16 protein-coding genes are annotated in these 18,815 nt (G+C 64.7%); 2 read left to right on the forward strand and 14 right to left on the reverse strand.

Annotated elements, in window-relative coordinates:
* Positions 1–2: 2 nt before the first annotated feature.
* From EUU22_RS24925 to EUU22_RS24970, 10 genes are all read right to left on the reverse strand, one after another.
* Positions 3–1,433, reverse strand: coding sequence for an RtcB family protein (locus EUU22_RS24925; RefSeq protein WP_129334651.1), 1,431 nt, complete (start codon positions 1,431–1,433; stop codon positions 3–5).
* Positions 1,434–1,444: 11 nt separating this feature from the next.
* A complete protein-coding gene (locus EUU22_RS24930; protein ID WP_205687977.1) occupies positions 1,445–1,888 on the reverse strand; it encodes an archease in 444 nt (147 codons plus the stop codon).
* A gap of 190 nt (positions 1,889–2,078) precedes the next feature.
* Positions 2,079–3,107, reverse strand: a complete 1,029-nt coding sequence (locus EUU22_RS24935; protein WP_129334652.1) for an ABC transporter permease — start codon at positions 3,105–3,107, stop codon at positions 2,079–2,081.
* A 29-nt stretch (positions 3,108–3,136) separates the two neighbouring features.
* Entirely contained in the window at positions 3,137–4,675 is a 1,539-nt protein-coding gene (locus EUU22_RS24940; RefSeq protein ID WP_129334653.1) for a sugar ABC transporter ATP-binding protein, read from the reverse strand.
* 68 nt (positions 4,676–4,743) lie between these two features.
* Entirely contained in the window at positions 4,744–5,673 is a 930-nt protein-coding gene (locus EUU22_RS24945) for a sugar ABC transporter substrate-binding protein (RefSeq protein WP_129334654.1), read from the reverse strand.
* Between the two features lie 387 nt (positions 5,674–6,060).
* Positions 6,061–6,858 carry an inositol monophosphatase family protein gene (locus EUU22_RS24950; protein WP_129334655.1) on the reverse strand — a complete coding sequence of 266 codons (798 nt, stop codon included), beginning with the start codon at positions 6,856–6,858 and terminating at the stop codon, positions 6,061–6,063.
* A 24-nt stretch (positions 6,859–6,882) separates the two neighbouring features.
* Positions 6,883–7,944 (reverse strand): ABC transporter ATP-binding protein, encoded by a 1,062-nt coding sequence (locus tag EUU22_RS24955; protein ID WP_129334656.1) that lies wholly within the window; start codon positions 7,942–7,944, stop codon positions 6,883–6,885.
* The gene (locus EUU22_RS24960; RefSeq protein ID WP_129334679.1) at positions 7,941–10,172 is read right to left on the reverse strand and encodes an ABC transporter permease; all 2,232 of its coding nucleotides are present in this window, start codon (positions 10,170–10,172) and stop codon (positions 7,941–7,943) included. The genes EUU22_RS24955 and EUU22_RS24960 overlap by 4 nt, the downstream gene beginning before the upstream one ends.
* Positions 10,173–10,259: 87 nt before the next feature.
* Positions 10,260–11,285 (reverse strand): ABC transporter substrate-binding protein, encoded by a 1,026-nt coding sequence (locus EUU22_RS24965; protein WP_129334657.1) that lies wholly within the window; start codon positions 11,283–11,285, stop codon positions 10,260–10,262.
* A gap of 140 nt (positions 11,286–11,425) precedes the next feature.
* A complete protein-coding gene (locus tag EUU22_RS24970; protein ID WP_129334680.1) occupies positions 11,426–12,415 on the reverse strand; it encodes an ABC transporter substrate-binding protein in 990 nt (329 codons plus the stop codon).
* Between the two features lie 249 nt (positions 12,416–12,664).
* On the opposite strand from EUU22_RS24970, the gene EUU22_RS24975 reads away from it, so the two are divergent.
* Positions 12,665–13,408 (forward strand): response regulator transcription factor, encoded by a 744-nt coding sequence (locus EUU22_RS24975; RefSeq protein WP_129334658.1) that lies wholly within the window; start codon positions 12,665–12,667, stop codon positions 13,406–13,408.
* Complete coding sequence (locus EUU22_RS24980) at positions 13,405–15,522, forward strand: ATP-binding protein (protein ID WP_129334659.1); 2,118 nt, start codon at positions 13,405–13,407, stop codon at positions 15,520–15,522. Before EUU22_RS24975 ends, EUU22_RS24980 begins: the two co-directional genes overlap by 4 nt.
* Here EUU22_RS24980 and EUU22_RS24985 read toward each other — a convergent pair.
* Genes EUU22_RS24985 through EUU22_RS25000 form a run of 4 tightly spaced genes read right to left on the reverse strand, consistent with a single transcriptional unit; the run spans position 15,492 to position 18,815 of the window.
* On the reverse strand, positions 15,492–16,334 hold the full coding sequence (locus EUU22_RS24985; protein WP_129334660.1) for a GNAT family N-acetyltransferase: 843 nt from the start codon (positions 16,332–16,334) through the stop codon (positions 15,492–15,494). The two genes, EUU22_RS24980 and EUU22_RS24985, sit on opposite strands and share 31 nt — an antisense overlap.
* Positions 16,334–17,077, reverse strand: coding sequence for an aspartate/glutamate racemase family protein (locus EUU22_RS24990; protein WP_129334661.1), 744 nt, complete (start codon positions 17,075–17,077; stop codon positions 16,334–16,336). The genes EUU22_RS24985 and EUU22_RS24990 overlap by 1 nt, the downstream gene beginning before the upstream one ends.
* A gap of 12 nt (positions 17,078–17,089) precedes the next feature.
* Positions 17,090–17,908 carry an ABC transporter permease gene (locus EUU22_RS24995; RefSeq protein ID WP_129334662.1) on the reverse strand — a complete coding sequence of 273 codons (819 nt, stop codon included), beginning with the start codon at positions 17,906–17,908 and terminating at the stop codon, positions 17,090–17,092.
* 1 nt (position 17,909) lies between these two features.
* Complete coding sequence (locus tag EUU22_RS25000; RefSeq protein WP_129334663.1) at positions 17,910–18,815, reverse strand: ABC transporter permease; 906 nt, start codon at positions 18,813–18,815, stop codon at positions 17,910–17,912.

An 18,815-nucleotide genomic window follows, 5' to 3' on the forward strand; every position in this document is an offset into this window, starting at 1 on the left:
GTTCACCCCTTGATGCAGACGAGCGGGGAAAGCTTCGCCACCCGGCGGGCAAGTCCCGCCTTCTCGGCGGCCACCACCACGGCGCCCACGTCCTTGTAGGCGCCGGGCGCTTCTTCCGCGACCCCGCGCATCGACGGGCTGCAAATGATGATGCCGCGGCGGGCCAGTTCTTCGACCACCTGGCGGCCACCCCACTGTTTGGCCGCCGCATGGCGCGACAAGGCCCGACCGGCACCATGGCAGGCGGAGGAGAAGGACTTCTCCTCGCTCGTCGCAAGGCCGGCCAGCACGTAGGAATTGGTCCCCATGCTGCCGCCGATCAGCACCGGCTGACCCACCGCCTTCAGCGCATCGGGCAGATCGGGATGGCCCGGGCCGAGGGCGCGTGTCGCCCCCTTGCGGTGGACATGCAGGCTGCGGAGCCTGCCGTCGACCTCGTGCTCTTCCACCTTGCAGGTGTTGTGCGACACGTCGAAAAGCAGCATGAGTTCGTTGCCGGGGAAGAAGTGCCGGAAAATCCGCCGCGTGAAATGGCCGAGGATCTCGCGATTGGCGAGCGCGCAGTTGATGCCGGCGCGCATGGCCCCGATGTAGCGCCGACCCGCGTCGGAGTTGATCGGCGCGCAGGCGAGCTCCTTGTCCGGCAGGATAATGCCGGCCTCCTTCGCCGCGCCGACCATTTCGAGCAGGAAGTCGCTGCCGATCTGATGACCGAGGCCGCGCGAACCGCAATGGATCGTGACGACGACCTCACCGACCTGCAGTCCGAAGATGCGTGCCGCTTCCGGGTCGTAGATCTCGTCGATCGCCTGCACTTCGAGATAGTGGTTGCCGGAGCCCAGCGTTCCCATCTCGCGGCGCTGTCGTTCCTTGGCACGGTTGGAGACGAATTCCGGCCGCGCGCCGGCCATGCGGCCGTTTTCCTCGATACGTTCGAGATCGCGTTCCTCGCCCCAGCCCCTGTCGACCGCCCAGCGCGCACCGCCCCGCAGCATGTCGTCCATCTCGATGTCGTCGAGGCTGATCGTGCTTTCACTGCCGACACCGGCCGGGATGTCGCGGTAGAGCGCCTGGGCAAGGCCATGCGCGACCCGTTTCAGGTCTTCGACGGGAATGCCGGTCAGCATGGTGCGCACGCCGCAGGAGATATCGAACCCGACGCCGCCCGCCGAAACGATGCCGCCGTGATCGGCGTCGAAGGCGGCGACCCCGCCGATCGGGAAGCCGTAGCCCCAATGGGCATCCGGCATGGCGTAGGAGGCTCCGACGATGCCCGGCAGCGATGCGACGTTGGAGGCTTGCAGATGGACCTTCTCGTCCATCCCCTGGATCAGCGCCTCGTCGGCATAGATGATCGCCGGAACGCGCATGGCGCCCGTCGGCTCGATGCGCCATGTGAACGGGTCAACTTGGGTGAAACGTGCCGGATCCATTGCCACCTCCCTCAGACGTCGACAATGCAGGCGGCGGACCAGCTGCCGTCAGCGGCCTGTTCCACCTGTAACTCGCCATAGGTCGCCCCCTTGGGTTCCGCCGCCGGCGCATGCCGCAGCACGTCAACCGGTTCGCCCCAGAGCGTGCCGTTCAGGAGGTCTCCGTCGATCCTGACCTCGAAGCGGCTGAAGAGCATTCGACGGACCGCCATTTCGTAGATGACGGCGTTGAGCCACTCCACCAAGAGCAGGTCGAGGGCCGGCGCCCTGCATTCGACCTCAACCGAGGTTCTGGCTTCGACCGGTTCGTCTGTCACCGCCGCCGTCAGCGCAAGGGCGGCCTGTTCGAAGGCGTCTGCCGGGGTCGTGCCGAAGCCGCGCACGCCGACATCCGCGTCATGCGGGAAGAGCTCCCACATGCGGGCCGGCCCGGTCTTCTGCCCATGCCCTTCCATCGCCGCCTCCGGGCCGGATCGACACCCGACCCCGTGTCCTGCACATTCCTTCTATTAGCTCTATCAAAAATAGACGACGGTTCCTACCTTCGCGCATTGATGTCCGTCAAACGTCGACCTCTGCCAAACGCACGCAAAAACAAAAGGCGGCGCCGGGGCGCCGCCAGTCGGTCTGACGGGGAGGAGAGCGTCAGACCTTACGCTTCTTCTGGCGATAAACGTCGGCGACGACGGCGGCAACGATGATCATGCCCTTGATGATTTCCTGGTAATAGGCGTCGACGCGCAGGAAGGTGAAGCCGGAGGTCATCACCCCGAGGATGATCGTGCCGATCACCGTTCCGGTGATGCGGCCGGCGCCGCCCGAGAGCGAGGTGCCGCCGATGACGGCCGCCGCGATCGCGTCGAGCTCGTACATCACGCCCATGCCGGCCTGCGCGGTCTGGGCGCGTGCCGCGGTGACGACGCCCGCGAGACCCGCCAGCATGCCGGCGATCGCATAGACCTTGATCAGGTGCTTTTCGACGTTGATACCGGAGACGCGGGCGGCCTGCACGTTGGCGCCGATCGCATAGGTGAACTTGCCGTAGCGGGTGTAGCGCAGCGCGATGTGGAAGATCAGCGCGACGACGAGGAAGACGATCACCGGCCAGACACCCGTACCGATGAAGTTGAACTGGTCGGTGAGGCCCGAAACCGGCTGGCCCTTGGTGTACCACTTCGAAATGCCGCGCGCCGTCACCATCATGCCGAGGGTGGCGATGAAGGGCGGGATCTTCGTCCTTGCGATCAGTTGTCCGTTGATGAAGCCGGCGAGGAGGCCGATCAGGATGCCGGCGCCGATCGGAATGAAGAAGGGCAGGTCGGTGAGGTTCGGATAGAGCGCCCGCGACCAGGTCGATGCCTGGGCAAGGCTCGCGGTGAACATCGCCGTCATGCCGACGACGGAGCCCGACGACAGATCGATGCCGCCGGTGATGATGACCTGCGTCACGCCGACGGAGATGATGCCGATCACCGATACCTGCAGGATCATGATGGTCAGGCGCTGCGGATTCATCAGGAAGCTCTGGCCGACGAACAGCCAGCCGAGCAGTTCGAACACGAGCGCGATGCCGATCAGCACGAGGAAGATATTCGCCTCGGGCGGCATACGGCGCGTGCGCGGCTGCCCCGTCTTCAGGTCCACATCGCCCTTGGTCGCGGTCTGTTGGTTCATTCTAACCTCCCTGTCGGTCCCGAACGGCGTCAGCGCGACGCCAGGTCCATGACCTTGATCTGTGTGGCTTCCGCCCGGTCGAGGAAGCCGGTGACGCGTCCCTCGTGCATCACCATGATGCGGTCGCTCATGCCGAGAACCTCGGGCATTTCCGATGAAATCATGATGACCGCGACGCCCTTCCGGGTCATCTCGGTGACCAAGCGATGGATCTCGGCCTTGGCGCCGACGTCGATCCCGCGGGTCGGCTCGTCGAGGATCAGGATGCGTGGATCGGTCAGCATCCAGCGGCCGATCAGCACTTTCTGTTGGTTGCCGCCTGAAAGATTTTCGATGCGCTCATCGAGGCTCGGGGTCTTGACTCTGAGCTTGCGGCACATCTCTTCGCAATCGGCCGAAAGCTCGGCCTGCTGGACAAAGCCGTTCCGGACATAGCGGTCCTGGAGGACCGCGAGCTGCATGTTTTCGAGCACGCTGAGGATCAGCAGGCAGCCGGTATCCTTGCGGTCTTCGGTCAGGAACGCCATGCGGTGGCGGATTGCTTCCGTAGGGCTGTCGATCGCGACGTGCTTGCCGTCGATCGCGATCTCGCCGGAGGAGGCGGGCGTCACGCCGAAGAGCGTCTCGGCGACATTCGACCGGCCCGAGCCGACGAGGCCGGCGACGCCGAGAATCTCGCCGGCGCGCACGTCGAAGGAAACGTCCTTGAACACGCCGTCGAGCGTCAGGTTCTTGACCGACAGCACGACCTCGCCGAGCGGAACGTCTTCCTTCGGGAACATCTGGGTGATCTCGCGGCCGACCATCATGCGGATGATGTCGTCGCGGGTGACGTCGGTCGATGCGTGCGTGCCGATATACTTGCCGTCACGGAAGACGGAGAACTCGTCGGCGATCTCGAAGAGCTCGTTCATCTTGTGGGTGATGTAGACGATGCCGATGCCTTGCGCGCGCAGGTCGCGGATGATCCGGAAGAGGTGCTCCACTTCGCGCTCGGTCAGCGCGGAGGTCGGCTCGTCCATGATGAGGACGTCGGATTCATAGGAGACCGCCTTGGCGATCTCGACCATCTGGCGGTTGGCGACGGAAAGCTCGCCGACCGGCGTCTCCGGATGGATCGATATGTTGAGGCGGTCGAAGAGTGCCGCCGTCCGGCGGTGCATCTCGGCATGGTCGATGAAGCCGAAGCGGTTCAGCGGCTCGCGGCGGATCCAGATATTCTCCGCAACCGTCATGTAGGACATCAGGTTCAGTTCCTGATGGATCATGGCGATGCCGTTTTCCAGTGCGTCGAGCGGCGAATTGAGCTCGATTTCGGCACCTTTCAGCCGCACCGTTCCCTGGTCGGGCTGGTAGATGCCGGCGAGGATCTTCATGAGCGTCGACTTGCCGGCGCCGTTTTCGCCCATCAGCGCATGCACGCTGCCGCGTTTCAGGCGGAAGGACACGTCGTCCAGGGCGACGACACCCGGGAATTCCTTGCGCACACCTTCGGCGACCAGAAGATATTCGGCGTTCGGAACGGCACCGCTCTTGCGGACGGCGGCCATGGTGGACGGACTGACCATCGCGACTTCTCCTCCCAAAGTATCGGGAATGCGGGCGAACCCGCATTCCCGGAGTCTCGCTGGCGAGATCAGTTCTTCGCCTGATAGTCCTTGAGGTTTTCCGGGGTGACGAGCTCGAAGGGAATATAGACCTTCTTCTCGACTGCTTCACCCTTGGCGAGCTTGAGGGCGGCATCGACCGAGCCCTTGCCCTGGCCGGCGGCGTTCTGGAATACGGTGACGTCGAGGTCGCCGGCTTCCATGGCTGCGAGCGCGTCCTGCGTGGCGTCGACACCGGCGACCACGTAGTCCTTCATGTCCTTGCCGGCGGCCTTGAGCGCCTGGATCGCGCCGATCGCCATTTCGTCGTTATTGGCGATGACGGCATTGAACTCGAGACCGGCGGAAAGCCAGTTGGTCACGAGGTCGGCGCCCTGGGTACGCGACCAGTTGGCCGTCTGCTCTTCGACGATCTCGATTCCCTTGCACTCGTCGGTCGCGACGACGTCCTTCACGTCCTGGGTCCGCATGCGGGCGGCCTGGTTGGAGAGCTCGCCCATCATCACCACGGCCTTGCCCTTGCCGCCGAGCAGACGGCAGACTTCCTTGGTTTCGAGCGTGCCGGACTCGGCTTCGTTCGAGGCGACGAAGGCCTGCTTTTCCGGGAGTTCGTTGACGTTGACCGGCTCGCGGTTGACGTAGACGAGCGCAACACCGGCATCGGCGGCGATCTTCGACATCGCGGCGGTGGCGTCGGTATCGACCGGGTTGACGATGATCGCGTCGACGCCGGCGGCGATGAAGTTCTGGATCTGGCTCTGCTGCTTGGCGACGTCGTTCTGGGCGTCTTCGATCTGCAGGGTCACGCCGTCGAGCGTCTTGGCGTAGTCGGACATGCCGTTGCGCAGGACGGTCAGGAAGTTGTCGTCGAACAGCGCCATGGAGACGCCGATGGTTTCCGCGTGGGCGGCCGTACCCATCAGGACGGACAGCGCAGCGCCAAGAATGTACTTCTTCATTTCTTTCCTCCTCAGTGGTGCCCGGCTGCACCTTGTTCCTGCCGGAAGCCGGATTTTCCGGCCCTGTGCATTCGGCCCGCGCTCCCCACGCGATGTGCAAAACGGAATAAACAGACCGTGCGCGTCAAAATGCAGATAATTTATTCCATTTTTTGCGGAGGCCGTCAACGGGCGAATGGGGGACTGCGGCAAAGAATCCGGAGAATCGTGGAAAGGAGCGTGATGGGTGCCGGGAGTGCCTGGAATTCCTGTTCCATTTTCAGGGGATGACACCGCGGGGAAGGTAGCCGCCGCAGCGGTCCCACGCGATCAGGCACGGCAAAAAGCCCCGCGACCGGGTCGCGGGGCTGTATCATTCTTCGGCGTCGGCCGGGCTTCGGGCCGCGATCAGCCCTGATGGAGTGCCAGCAGTTCAGAATAGGCGGAGAGATTGCTCGCCAGGACCGGATGCCCCCCCAGCAGGGCTTCGCCTTCGACGGGGAAGGGCAGATAGTCGCCGCCGGCTTCCTTCACGAGGCAGTAGCCCGCCATGCAGTCCCAGGCGCGCATGAAGGGCTCGTAGTAGCCGACGAGGCGGCCCGCGGCGACATAGGCGAGCATGAGGGCGCCGGATCCGTTGCGGATGAAGTTGCCGCCGATGCCGAGCAGGCCGGCGATGATCTGTCCGACCCGTTCGGGAGCCACATAGGTATTACAGCCGATGCCGGTCATCGCGTTCTGGATCGTGCGGGTGGGATCGAGCGTGAGCGGCTTGCCGTTGAGGCTTGCTCCGCGGCCGGCCGCTGCGGCATAGAGTTCGTCGTCGCAGGGTACGTGCACGACGCCGACGACCGGGACGCCACCGCGAAGGACGGCGATCGAGACGCACCAGGTCGGCATGCCGTTGACGAAAGGCGCCGTTCCGTCGATCGGGTCGACGACCCAGGTGAAGCCGGAGGACCCTTCGACGTGGCCGAATTCCTCACCGAGGAAGCCATCCCGTGGGAAGGTCGCCGCCACCCGGTCCCGGATCAGCGTCTCGACATTGCGGTCGGCGATGGAGACGACGTCCTGGAGATCGCGCTTCGTCTCGATCACGAGACTACCGCGGTTCTCGAAATAGTCGAGGGCAAGCCTGCCGGCCTCCTCAGCTATGGACCGCGCCAGCGAAAACCGTTGATCGATATCGGTATCTTGCATGCTCATGCTTCTTTCCTTCGGGTGGAGATGTCAGGCCGTGATCAGTGCAATGCCACGGTTCTTGAAAGCCAGTGTGACGTCGGCGGCAGGAGCGAAACTGCGCTCGACGGAATGGTCGACGACGAAGAAGGCGCCGACGTCTGTTTCGATCTCATATTCGATGTGGTCGCCGAGATAGGCCGAGTGCAGCACCCGGCCCTTCAGCCCGGGCTCGTCACCATCGCCGAGACGGATCGCACCCGGCCGGACCGCGAGCTTCGCGGCTCCGGGCCTCGCACTGTTTCCCGGCAGGTGGTGTTCGAGTCCGCCGACCTTCACGAGTGCGCGGCCGGCATCGACGGAGAGAACCTCGCAGGCAACGACGTTCGCTTCGCCCATGAAATCCGCGATGAAGGGCGAGGCGGGCGCCTCGTAGAGCTCGCGTGGTGCGCCGGACTGGGCGATCTCCCCATCCTTCATGACGATGATCCGGTCAGACACGGCGAGCGCCTCGTCCTGGTCGTGGGTCACGTAGACGGCGGTAAAGCCCAGCCGCTGCTGAAGGTCGCGGATATCGGTGCGCACCTTGCGGCGCAGGCGCGCGTCGAGGTTGGAAAGCGGCTCGTCGAGAAGCAGCACCTGCGGCTCCAGCACCAGTGCGCGCGCGACGGCGACGCGTTGCTGCTGGCCGCCGGAGAGTTCGGCCGGCAGGCGCCCGCCCATTCCGGCAAGTCCGACGAGCTCCAGTCCGTGCTCCGCCTTCTCCCGCGCGACCTTCTTGCCGAGGCGGGAGGACTCGAGACCATAGGCGACGTTGTCGAGGGCGGTCATGTGCGGAAAGAGGGCATAGGACTGGAACACCATCGACACGTCGCGGGCGTTCGCCGGCAGCATGGTGACGTCCTTGCCGCCGATCAGGATGCGGCCGGAGGTCGGGTGCTCGAGGCCGGCCAGCATGCGCAAAGTCGTCGTCTTGCCGCAGCCGGAAGGGCCGAGCAGGGTCACCAGCGTACCGGGCTCGATGGTGAGCGAAAGATCGGGAACTGCGGTAAAGGCGCCGAAGCACTTGCGAACGTTTTCGAAGACGACGGAGCCGGGCTTGTGGCTGGTCATGCGGTTTTCTCCTGACCGATGGCGACAGAGGGAGTGCGGGGGCCGCCCGCGACACGATTTTCGCGGCGCAGGCGGCGCTCTCCGACGAGGAACTGGAAACCTGTGATGACGGCGAGCATCACGACGATCAGCATCGAGGAATAGGCGATGGCCACACCGTATTCGCCGTTTTCAACGAGGCCGACGATGTAGGACGTCGCCATGTTGTACTGGGCGCTGACGAGAAAGATGACGGCGCTGATCGAGGTGATTGCCCGCACGAACGAATAGACGAGCGCGGCGTTGATCGCCGGCCTCATCAGCGGCAGGATCACCTTGCGGATGGTGCGGAAGCTGTCTGCTCTCAGTGTCAGCGACGCCTCATCCAGGCTCTTGTCGAGCTGGCTCATTGCCGCGATGCCGCCGCGCACGCCGACCGGCATGTTGCGGAAGACGAAACAGGCGATCAGGATGAGCGCCGTACCCGTCATTTCCACCGGCGGGAGGTTGAAGGCCATGATGTAGCTGACGCCGATCACCGTGCCCGGAATCGCGAAGCTCATCATCAGCGCAAATTCGAAGAGGTTCCGGCCGGCGAATTTTTGTCGAACGATGATATAGGCCGTGAGCAGCCCGACCGCGGCGGTGAGCGGCGCCGAGACGAGCGCGATCTCCATCGTCGTCCAGAAGGAGTTCCACGCGACGCCGGTCCAGGCGATTCCGCCGTTCTCGAAGCCGATCGAGAAGGCCCGCGCGTAGTGGTCGAAGGTCAGCGAATTGTCGAGGCCCCAGGTCTTCACGAAACCGCCGAACAGGATCATGCCGTAGACGACCACCGTAAAGATCATCCACGGGATCGCCACCGCGTGCACGGCGACGGAGAGGCCGCGCGGCAGGGCGATGTGAACGCCGTTGTCGCCCTTGCCGGTGACGGTCGCGAAATTCTTGCCGGAGAGCCAAAGGCGCTGCGCGAGGAATGCGGAAAGCGTGAAGCAGAGGAGTACGATTGCGAGCACGGCGGCGCGGGATGGATCGTTTTGTGATCCGACGACCGCGAAGAAGATCTCCGTCGACAGTACGCCATGGCTTCCCCCCAGCACTAGCGGGTTGCCGAAATCGGCCATGCTCTCGATGAAGCCGATCAGGAAGGCGTTGGCGAGGCCGGGTTTCATCAGCGGCAGCGACACGCGAACGAACGTCCGCCAGCGGTCGGCGCGCAAGGTTTGCGAGGCTTCCTCCATCGAAGGGCTGACGCCTTCGACGACGCCGATCAGTACCAGGAAGGAGATCGGCGTGAACGAGAGAACCTGTGCGATCCAGATGCCGGTCAGACCGTAGAGCCACCGGCCGGGCTCAAGACCGATGAGGCCGGATATTGCTTCGGTGACGACGCCGGCGCGTCCGAAGAGCAGCGTCAGGGCCAGCCCGATGACGAAAGGCGGTGTGATGATCGGCAGGACGGTCAGCAGCCTCAATCCCTTCTTGTAGGGAAAGCGCGTGCGGGTCGACAGAAGCGCGAAGGCGAGCCCGAGCAGGGTCGAGCCGAGCGCCGTCATGATCGCGAGGAGTAGGGTGCGCCAGGCGACACCGCAACGTTCGCCGCCGGACACGCAGCCGAGGCTCCAGATACCCGGATCCTGGGCGTTGCGAATGAAACTGTCGGGATTGAAGGAGCCGTCGAAATCCTGCACCGCGCCGACAAACATGCTGCCGATCGGATAGAAGACGAAGACGGTCACCAGAAAGACGAGCATGGCGATGGAGCCGACGATGAAGGCGTCGCCCTTCATCGCCCCCCGTTCGGCGAGGCCGAAGGCGACAAGAAGCACGAAGACCATCGACATCAGGATGGCGCCGGCACCCATGGAGGGCTGGCCGTCTGCAAGCATGCCGAACAGGTTCTCGCTGATCGTCCAGGTCCAGCCGGTGAAGCCGATCGCAAGGCCCTGAAGCGAGAGAAACAGGAGCCCGAGGGCCCCGGCGAGAACCAAGCCGCGGCCACGCAGTGCCGGATCGCGGAGGCTGCGGCCGAGGCCTGCGAGGGCGAGGAACAGCACCACGCCGATGAGCCAGATCTTGCCGTGGTTCGTTATCTGCAGCAGCCCCGGAGCCGTCGCGGCGGTGGAGGGAAAGTCGGCGATCCAGCCGAAGCCGAAGAAGCCGCCTTCGATCCGGTACCAGGGCACGAGCGTCAGCGCCGCTGCCCCCAGCGCAAGGACGATGTCCAGTTTGCGATTGCCATTCGTCACGGCGAACCTCGCTCTCGTCACGTTGGATAATTTCGGGAATGGGCCGCATCCGGGCGAGTGTTCTTCCGGATGCGGCAAGTCGTCTCGTCAGTTGGCGACCGCGCCGATCTCGCGATCCCAGCGCTCCAGCAGCGCTTTGCGCTTGGCCGAGTCGCCATAGGTCTTGAAGTCGTAGTCGATGAGCTTGATGTTCTCGAACTTCGGCGCCTGCTCAGGGACCTCGGCGGTCTTGTTGGACGGCAGCTGGAAGGACTTCGCATCCTTCATCCGCGACTGGACTTCAGGCGAAAGAGCCCAGTCGTACCAGACCTTGGCGTTGTCGAGATTGCGCGCGCCCTTGACGATCGACATCGAGCCGATCTCGTAGCCGGTGCCCTCACATGGGGCCGTGACCTTGACCGGGAAGCCTTCCACCGCCTGGGCGACCGCATCATGCATGAAGACGATGCCGATGCCGGTTTCTCCGCGCGCGGCGGCCTTGACCGGTGCCGAGCCGGACTTGGTGTACTGCGAGACGTTGGCGTTGAGCTTCTTCAGGTAGTCGAAGGCCTGGTCCTCGCCCATGATCTGCACGAGGGTGGCGAGCGCCGTGTAGGCGGTGCCGGACGAGTTCGGATTGGCGATCTGGATTTCGCCCTTCATCTCCGGCGCGAGCAGATCGGCCCAGCAGGCCGGTTCCTTGTAGCCCTTCGTCTTGAAGATCTCGGAATTATAGCCCCAGCCGAGCGCGCCGGCATAGACGCCGACGGTGCGGTAGCCCGAGCTTTCCGCCTGCTTCTGCGCCCAGTCCTGCAGCTGGTCGAGCGCCGGGGACCTGTATTCGAGCGTCAGGTTCTCGGAAGCCGCCTGCAGGTGCGGGTCACCCGTGCCGGCCCACCAGATGTCGGTCTTCGGGTTGCGGGCCTCGGCGCGGATCTTGGCATAGGTTTCGCCCGACGACAGGCGGACCATGTTCACCTTGATGTCGTGGCTCTTTTCGAAGTCACCCTTCATCTGTTCGCAGATGACGACATCGGCCGAGCAGATGAGATTGAGTTCGCCTGCAGCACGGGCCTCGACGGCACCGAGTGCGGTGCCGGCGAAGAGCAGGATCGAGAGGGATTTCAGTCGCATGGCTTTCCTCCTGTTGCGTTGCGTCTGACTTATGTTCGGGACGGAGCCGTGATCCTTGCGGGCACGGCCGGGCCCATCGGTGCCGCGCTGTCGCGGTCCGTTTCTTGGAACTTGGATCGGGTCTGGGTTTCTGCGGGCCGTCAGTGGACGGCGAGTATGTCCGTGTCGAAGCGTCTCAATAGCCGACTTCGCTCGTCCGGGGAGCCGAAGGTGGCGAAGTCGTAGTCCACCATCTTGATCATCGAGATATCGGGTGCCGTCGCGGGCAGGGCCGCCTTCGCGTTCGACGGAACCTGGTTCTGGCCGGCCGCAATCCCCGTCGCTTGACCCTCGGGACTGAGGGCGAAATCGACGAAGGCGCGCGCCGCGTCGAGGTTGTGGGCGCCTTTGACGATGCTGACGGCGCCGATCTCGTAGCCCGTTCCCTCGCAGGGTGCGACGATCACCAGCGGCGACCCGGCTTCCTTGAGCGTCACCGCATCATGCATGAACGATATCCCGATCAGGGTCTCGCCGCGGGCGGCCGCCTTGACCGGCGCCGCGCCGGCCTTGGTGTAGTCGGCGACATTGCGGTCGAGCGTCGCCATGAAGCGGAATGCTTCCTCCTCGCCGAAGAGCTGAACGAAGGTCGCAAGGGTCGTGAACGCCGTTCCCGAAGAGTTCGGATTGCCCGACTGAATCAGTCCGCGATAGGCCTCGTTCGTGAGGTCTCTCCAGCAGGTCGGGGCCGGCATCTTGTACCGGGCCAGAAGCTCGGAATTGTAGGCAAAACCCAGCGCCCCGGCATAGACGCCGGCCGAGCGGCCGCCGGACATGGCATTGAAATTCTGCGCCCATGGCAGGAGATCCCGCTCCTCGGACGAAGTGTAGGCAAGAAGAAGGTCTTCGGACGCGGCCTGCAAATGTGTGTCGCCGGTGCCGCCCCACCAGACGTCCACCGTCGGCCGGTCGCGTTCGGCGCGGACCTGGTCGAGGATTTCGCCGGTGCTCTTGCGCACCATCGTGATCTCGGTGCCGGTCTTCGCCTGGAAGGCAGCCTTCATCACCGAACACCAGCTCTCGTCGACGCCGCAGAGGACGTTGAGGGTCGCCGCCGCGCCCGGCTGCATGGAGCAGAGCCAAAGGGCCATTCCCAGACTGATGACGGCGATTGTTTGCACCTTGACGTTCCTCCCCGGAACCTCCCCGTTCCGATCCTGGAAGACAGCATGCCAGATCCGGCGCAAGCTGCAATTTGAGAATGGTTACCGATGTTTCGCCGCAGTGCCGAAGGGTGTTGCAGGCATTACAAAAATTACAAATGTGACGGGCGACCATAACCAGCGATCCTTTGAACATTGCTCTCCGTCCGCCTATGATGGCGCCGGGAGGACTGACGCATGCTACAGGAGAAGGTGAGGATTCTGATCGTCGAGGACGATCCGGACATGGCGGAGCTCATCTCCGATCTCGTCGAGGCCGAAGGCTGGCAGCCGGTCACCGCAGGCTCGGCGGAGGAGGCGGCCAGGCTGCTGGAGCACGGGACCGTTCATCTCGTTCTGGTCGATCACAATCTGCCGGGCACCTCCGGGCGCGCCTTCGCCCAGCGCCTGCGCGCGCAGACCAGCATGGGCATCGTTATGGTGACGGCCGCGGGAAGTGCGACCGACCGCGTGCTCGGGCTCGAAACCGCCGCGGACGACTACGTCGTCAAGCCTTTCGAGCCGATCGAACTCACCGCCCGCATCAAGGCGGTGCTTCGACGGACCGTCCCGTCGCTGAAACAGGAAAGGGAAGGCGACCGCGAGCAGCAGCCGTCATCGTCGCTCCGCCTCGGCGACTGGGCGGTCGACCTCAAGGGCCGCCACGCGGTCTGCCTCGTCGACCGCAGCCGCACGCTGACGACGGCGGAATTTGCGCTGCTCGAGATCCTGGCGGAGCGTCCGAACGTGCCGGTGAGCCGCGCCCAGATCCTCGATCGCCTCGGGGCGGAGAGCGATCGCTACATCGACCGCAACGTCGACGTGCTGATCCTGCGGCTGCGGCGCAAGATCGAACGCAACCCGGATCTGCCGCGTCATATCCAGACGCGCCGGGGCAAGGGCTATGTCCTCCACACCGACGATGCCGAGCCGGTGCTGTGATCAGTCGTCCGTTCCTGTCCTCCATCGCATTCCGACTGCCCTTTGCCATTCTGTTCATCTGCTGCCTGGCGCTCAGCCTGGCGGTTACGGCGATCTACGGCCTTCAGAAGGCACGCGACGAGATGGCGGCCTACGGGCTTCAGGCATTTTCCGGTCTCGCCAAGGCTTCCCTCGTCTCGCGGCAGGTGTCCGACCTCGTCTCAAGCGCGCCGTTCCTCATGAATGCGACATCGCCGTATCGCGTCTCCAGCGAGAGCCGCGCTGTGGTGATCCAGGTCGACAATCTGTTGAGGACCATAGAGAGCCAGTCGCGCGAGAACGCGCAGAAGAGTTTCGCGAGCCGGGAGGTCCTGGTGCTTCTGCAGACGATCCGCACGCAGACCGTGCACCTGGTGGACGACGCCGAAGCCGCCCAGAGGCACAAGGCAGATGCGGCGGCAGCACTCGGGGAAATCGCAACCGGACAAATCATCGTCGACCCTGGCCTGCGGCGACGCCTCAACGGGATCGTTCAGGCGGCATCCAATTCGGACAGCCTCTTCCAGCTGGGGGAGCTACTGCGCCGCTACGTCGCGGAAACCGCAGCACCTCCGGTCGCCGTCGCGGCCAGGGATCTCGCCCCCTACGAGCGCGTGTTCGACGCGCAGACACGCTATCTGCTCGAAATGTTCGCGATCCGGGGAGCTGTGACCCGCCTCCATTCCGTCTCCCGCCAGCTCTCCCACGCGACGGAAACCCAGAGCGAGGCGATAACCCGCAGCCTCAACGAGGATCTGGCGGCGACGTCGGCGGCGCTGAGCCGCCTGCTGGTGATCGTCGCCGTGGCCTCGCTCCTGGTTCTCGTCGTCGCGGTGGTTTCGATCCGCTCCGTCATGCGCGTCTCGCGCGGCATCGTCGCGCTCTCGCACGGCATGAACGCCCTCGCCAAGGGTGAAAGCGATGTCGGGCTGCCGGACTATGACGGCGACGAGACGGAGCTGGTGCGGTTGCTGGTCGCCTTCCGGGCCTTCAAGGAGAGCGTCGATCGCGTTTCGCGCTTGCGGCGCACCGCCGAGGCCGCCGCGCGAACCATCCGATCGACGTTCCGCAACATGAACGAAGGCATCGCGCTCTTCGATGCGGCGGGGCGGCCGATCACGATGAACCGCCGCGTGATCGAACTCGTCGGGCAATCGGGCTCCGCGCGCAAGTTTCCATTGCGCCGGTTCGTCGAACATATCCCGGAGGTCGACCCCGCTCTTCTGCCGCAGGCGGACGATGCCGGCACACTCGCGGAGCGCGCCGTGCTGCGTCATCGTCCGGTCGCGGGGCGGGTCATCGAGATCTCGTTGTCTCGCCAGCCGGACGGCGGCATTGTGCTGCTGGCCCGCGACGTGACCGAAACGGACCGCCAGGAGGCGGAAGCCGCCAAGGCCCAGCGCCTCGACGGGATCATGCGCATGACCCATCAGGTGAGCCACGAAGTCGGCAACATGATCGGAATCATTACCGGCAGTCTCGGACTCCTGGAACGGGAGCAGGGGTTCAACGACCGCCAGAAACGTCACATTGCCCGGATCCGGAAGGCGGCCGATCGTGGCCGGGCACTTGCCGCGAGCATGCTGTCGGTCGGCAGCCAGCATCCGATCAGCCCGAGCGCGGTCGATCTTTCGGCTCTTCTGCGCGGCATGGCCGACATCCTGGAGATCGCCGTCGGCCCGAAATGTCATATCCGGCTCGACCTGGCGAGCGACCTTCCGACGATCGACGTCGACCCGGCGCTCTTCGAGCAGTCGGTCCTCAATCTCTGCCTGAATGCCGCTGCGGCGATGCCGGAAGGCGGCACCATCGAGGTCGGGGCGCGGACGGATGGCGACGTCGTTTCCGTATCGGTGAAGGACACCGGCGTCGGCATGTCGCCGGAAGCCGTCGACAAGGCCTTCGAACCGTATTTCACCACGCGAAGCGAAGACGGCGGAGCCGGTCTGGGACTCGCCATGGTCTACGGCTTCGTCCGCCAGAGCGGCGGCGACGCGAAGATCGAGTCCAGGGTGGGCGTGGGGACCACCGTGACGCTGGAACTTCCGACCGGCCTTACCGCCGGTCAGCCGAGTTCGAGCGTCGTCGTCCCATAGATGCCGTCCATCGCAAGCCTCGGCGCGGGACCCCGGTACATCCGCTTGGTGGCGAACCCTTCCGAAAAACCGAGTGCCCAGAGATGTTCGGCAAAGGCTTCCTGGCCGACGGGGACGTCGATATGGAGCGTGCCGCCGCCCGACGCCGCCGCGCAAGCCGCGACCAGCGCCTTGGCGTCTTCGAGGCCGTCGGCGAAGAGCGGCCCGATCTTGAAACCCTCGTGACACTCCCGGACGACAGCGTAGCCGTGTACGCTTCCGTCCCTTAGCACCGCGCGGGCGTGGCGGGGCTCATCCAGCCATGCTCGCAAGAAGCCGTCCCGTTCGGCTGGAAAGTGGGGGCGGTCATAGGCGAGGATCTGGGGAACAAGCTCCGGCGTCACGGCGACGATATTCCCGCCCGCTTGCGGATGCGTGGGGCGCCCGCTCCAGCGCAGCGTGTCATAGGTCGCGACGAAGCCCATGCGGGCATAGTTCGCCTGCTGTGCCGGGACCCCGTCGAGCCCGATCGTGCGGTCGCCGAGTCGGGTCAAGCCGGCATCCCAGACCAGCTTGCCGTAGCCTCTGCCGCGATGATCGGGGTGGCAGATGTAGAGCCCGATGAAACCGAAGTCCTGGCCGTAGGCGACGGCAGATATGCCGGCGATGAGTTCGTCGCCGAGAAAGCAGCCGAGGAAGCCGTCGGGGTCGGCCACGCGGAAGGCCGCGGCGTCGGCAAGTCCGGGGTTCCAGCCTTCGTCTTTCGCCCAGCCGATGAGGCGTTCGACCCCGGTTCCGTCGAGTACGCGGATTTCCGGCTTCGGCTGCTCCATCACACCCCCATGGCTGACGGCGCGAAGGCCTCCATCGCCCCGTCATATCGCTTGTCGACCGGCCGAGCATAAGCGCTTCGCTTGGCCGTGGACAAGCCCATGGCCACCAGCGCCTCGGCCTGCTTGACGGCGGCGGCGACGCCGTCGACCACGGGTACGGAAAATTCGCGCCGGAGATCGAGGGCGAGATCGGCCATGCCGGCACAGCCGAGCACGATCGCCTCCGCCCGGTCGTCCTTCAGCGCCGCAGCGATTTCGCTGCGCAGACGGTCGCGGGCGTTCGATTGCGGGTCTTCGAGCGAGAGGACGGGAATGTCAGCAGCGCGCACCGTGCAGCGCCCCGCCATGCCGTAGCGACGCACGAGGTGCTCGACCGGCAGGCGCGAGCGTTCCATGGTCGTGACGACGGAGAAGCGCTGGGCGATGAAGCTGGTGGCCGCCAACGCCGCCTCGCAGATCCCGATGACCGGAATGGAAGCGAGCGCGCGGGCGGCGTCGAGGCCGGTATCGTCGAAACAGGCGATGATCGCAGCCGCGGCGCCCTGTTTCTCCGCCCTGGCGATTTCGACGAGCAGCCCCGGCACCGCGAGCGCCTCGTCATAATAGCCCTCGATCGAGGCCGGCCCCATCGATGACGTGATCGCATCGATGACGGTCGAGGGATTGGCGACCCGACGGGCGGCATCGCCGATGGTCGCGGTCATGCTGGCGGTGGTGTTCGGATTGATGACGGCGATGCGCATGAACGGGCAACCTCAACCGTCGCGACGACGGCGATTGATGAAGGAGATCAGCGCCAGCGTCCCGCCGATCACGAGGAACGAGAAGAGGGTGGTCACCGTGCCGAGCGCGTAGAGGACAGGCGTGGTGACGTTGGTGGTCATGCCGTAGATCTCGAGCGGCAGCGTGTTGTAGGTGCCGGACGTCATCAGAGAGCGAGCGAACTCGTCATAGGAAAGGCTGAAACCGAAGAGGCCGATGCCGACGAGGGAGGGCGCGATCATCGGCAGCACGACATGGCGGAAGGTCTGCCAGGCGTTTGCCCCGAGGTCGCGGGCGGCCTCCTCGTAAGCGGGCGAGAAGCGGTTGAAGACGGCGAACATGATCAGGACGCCGAAGGGAAGCGTCCAGGTGAGGTGCGCGCCGAAGGCGGACGAATACCAGGCCGGCTGCAATCCGAGCTGGCTGAAGAGCACGCCGATCCCGAGCGAGATGATGATCGAGGGGACGACGAGGCTTGCGACGGAAAGATAGAAGAGCGCCGACGCCCCGACGAAGCGGCGGCGGAAGGCGAGCCCCGCAAGCAGCGACACGAGGACGGTGACCACCATCACCATCAGGCCGAGCGCGAAGGAGCGGCGGAAGGAACCGCCGAAATCGCCGACGGCCTGCTGCTCGAAGAGATTGGCGAACCAGTGCAGCGACACGCCGTTCAGCGGGAAGGTGAGGCCGCCGTTCGGACCCTGGAACGAGAGGATGAGGATCGCCGAGAGCGGACCGTAGAGGAACAGCACGAAGAGCCCGAAGAAGGCGGCGAGGAGGTAGAATTCGCGCGAACGCTTTTCCCGGTACATGTCAGAGCTCCTTGCGGATGTCGACGACGCGCAGGATGGCTGCGACCATCAGGAGGACGAGGACGAGCAGCACGACGGCGTTCGCCGCCGCCGCCGGATACTGCAGCAGCGACATCTGGTTCTTCATCATCAGCGCGACCGAGGCGCTCTGGCCGCCGGACATCACCTGCACCGTCGAGAAATCGGCCATCACCAGCGTGACGACGAAGATCGTGCCGATCGCCATGCCGGGTTTCGCGAGCGGGATGACCACGTTTGCCAGCGTCTGCCAGCCGGATGCGCCGGCGTCACGCGCCGCCTCCAGGAGGGAGCGGTCGATACGCATCATGGTGTTGAAGATCGGCGTCACCATGAACAGCGTGTACAGATGGACCATGGCGAGCACGACCGCGAAGTCGGAATAGAGAAGCCATTCCACCGGTTCGGCCACGATTCCGGAGGAAACGAGGGCACTGTTGATGAGGCCGTTGCGTCCGAGAACCGGGATCCACGAGATCATGCGGATGATGTTCGAGGTGAGGAACGGTACCGTGCAGACAAGGAAGAGCACGGTCTGCATTGCGGCGCTGCGGATGTGGAAGGCGAGGAAATAGGCGACCCAGAATCCGATGAAGAGCGTGATCGCCCAGACGATCGCCGCGAACTTGATCGTGTTGAGATAGGTCTTCCAGGTCACCCAGGAACCGAGCGTTTCCGAATAATTGAAGGTGACGAAATCCGGATACATCTGGGCGAAGTCGTAGTCCCAGAAGCTGACGACGCCGATCATGACGATCGGAACGAGAAGGAAGGCGCCGAGGATGAGCGCGAGCGGCGCGGCCTGCAGATAGGAGGCGAGCCAGCCCGGCAAGCGGATGGAGCGCTTGGGTCGGTCCTCGCCGACGCCCAGGAATCGCACTGTGGTCAT

Source organism: Ciceribacter ferrooxidans (assembly GCF_004137355.1).
Lineage (GTDB): Bacteria > Pseudomonadota > Alphaproteobacteria > Rhizobiales > Rhizobiaceae > Allorhizobium > Allorhizobium ferrooxidans.

Bases quoted from the DNA above. Each gene is read 5' to 3' on its own strand.
- EUU22_RS24925 (WP_129334651.1), bottom strand. From the start codon at position 1,433: ATGGATCCGGCACGTTTCACCCAAGTTGACCCGTTCACATGGCGCATC.
- EUU22_RS24930 (WP_205687977.1), bottom strand. From the start codon at position 1,888: ATGGAAGGGCATGGGCAGAAGACCGGGCCGGCCCGCATGTGGGAGCTC.
- EUU22_RS24935 (WP_129334652.1), bottom strand. From the start codon at position 3,107: ATGAACCAACAGACCGCGACCAAGGGCGATGTGGACCTGAAGACGGGG.
- EUU22_RS24940 (WP_129334653.1), bottom strand. From the start codon at position 4,675: ATGGTCAGTCCGTCCACCATGGCCGCCGTCCGCAAGAGCGGTGCCGTT.
- EUU22_RS24945 (WP_129334654.1), bottom strand. From the start codon at position 5,673: ATGAAGAAGTACATTCTTGGCGCTGCGCTGTCCGTCCTGATGGGTACG.
- EUU22_RS24950 (WP_129334655.1), bottom strand. From the start codon at position 6,858: ATGAGCATGCAAGATACCGATATCGATCAACGGTTTTCGCTGGCGCGG.
- EUU22_RS24955 (WP_129334656.1), bottom strand. From the start codon at position 7,944: ATGACCAGCCACAAGCCCGGCTCCGTCGTCTTCGAAAACGTTCGCAAG.
- EUU22_RS24965 (WP_129334657.1), bottom strand. From the start codon at position 11,285: ATGCGACTGAAATCCCTCTCGATCCTGCTCTTCGCCGGCACCGCACTC.
- EUU22_RS24970 (WP_129334680.1), bottom strand. From the start codon at position 12,415: ATGGCCCTTTGGCTCTGCTCCATGCAGCCGGGCGCGGCGGCGACCCTC.
- EUU22_RS24975 (WP_129334658.1), top strand. From the start codon at position 12,665: ATGCTACAGGAGAAGGTGAGGATTCTGATCGTCGAGGACGATCCGGAC.
- EUU22_RS24985 (WP_129334660.1), bottom strand. From the start codon at position 16,334: ATGGAGCAGCCGAAGCCGGAAATCCGCGTACTCGACGGAACCGGGGTC.
- EUU22_RS24990 (WP_129334661.1), bottom strand. From the start codon at position 17,077: ATGCGCATCGCCGTCATCAATCCGAACACCACCGCCAGCATGACCGCG.
- EUU22_RS24995 (WP_129334662.1), bottom strand. From the start codon at position 17,908: ATGTACCGGGAAAAGCGTTCGCGCGAATTCTACCTCCTCGCCGCCTTC.
- EUU22_RS25000 (WP_129334663.1), bottom strand. From the start codon at position 18,815: ATGACCACAGTGCGATTCCTGGGCGTCGGCGAGGACCGACCCAAGCGC.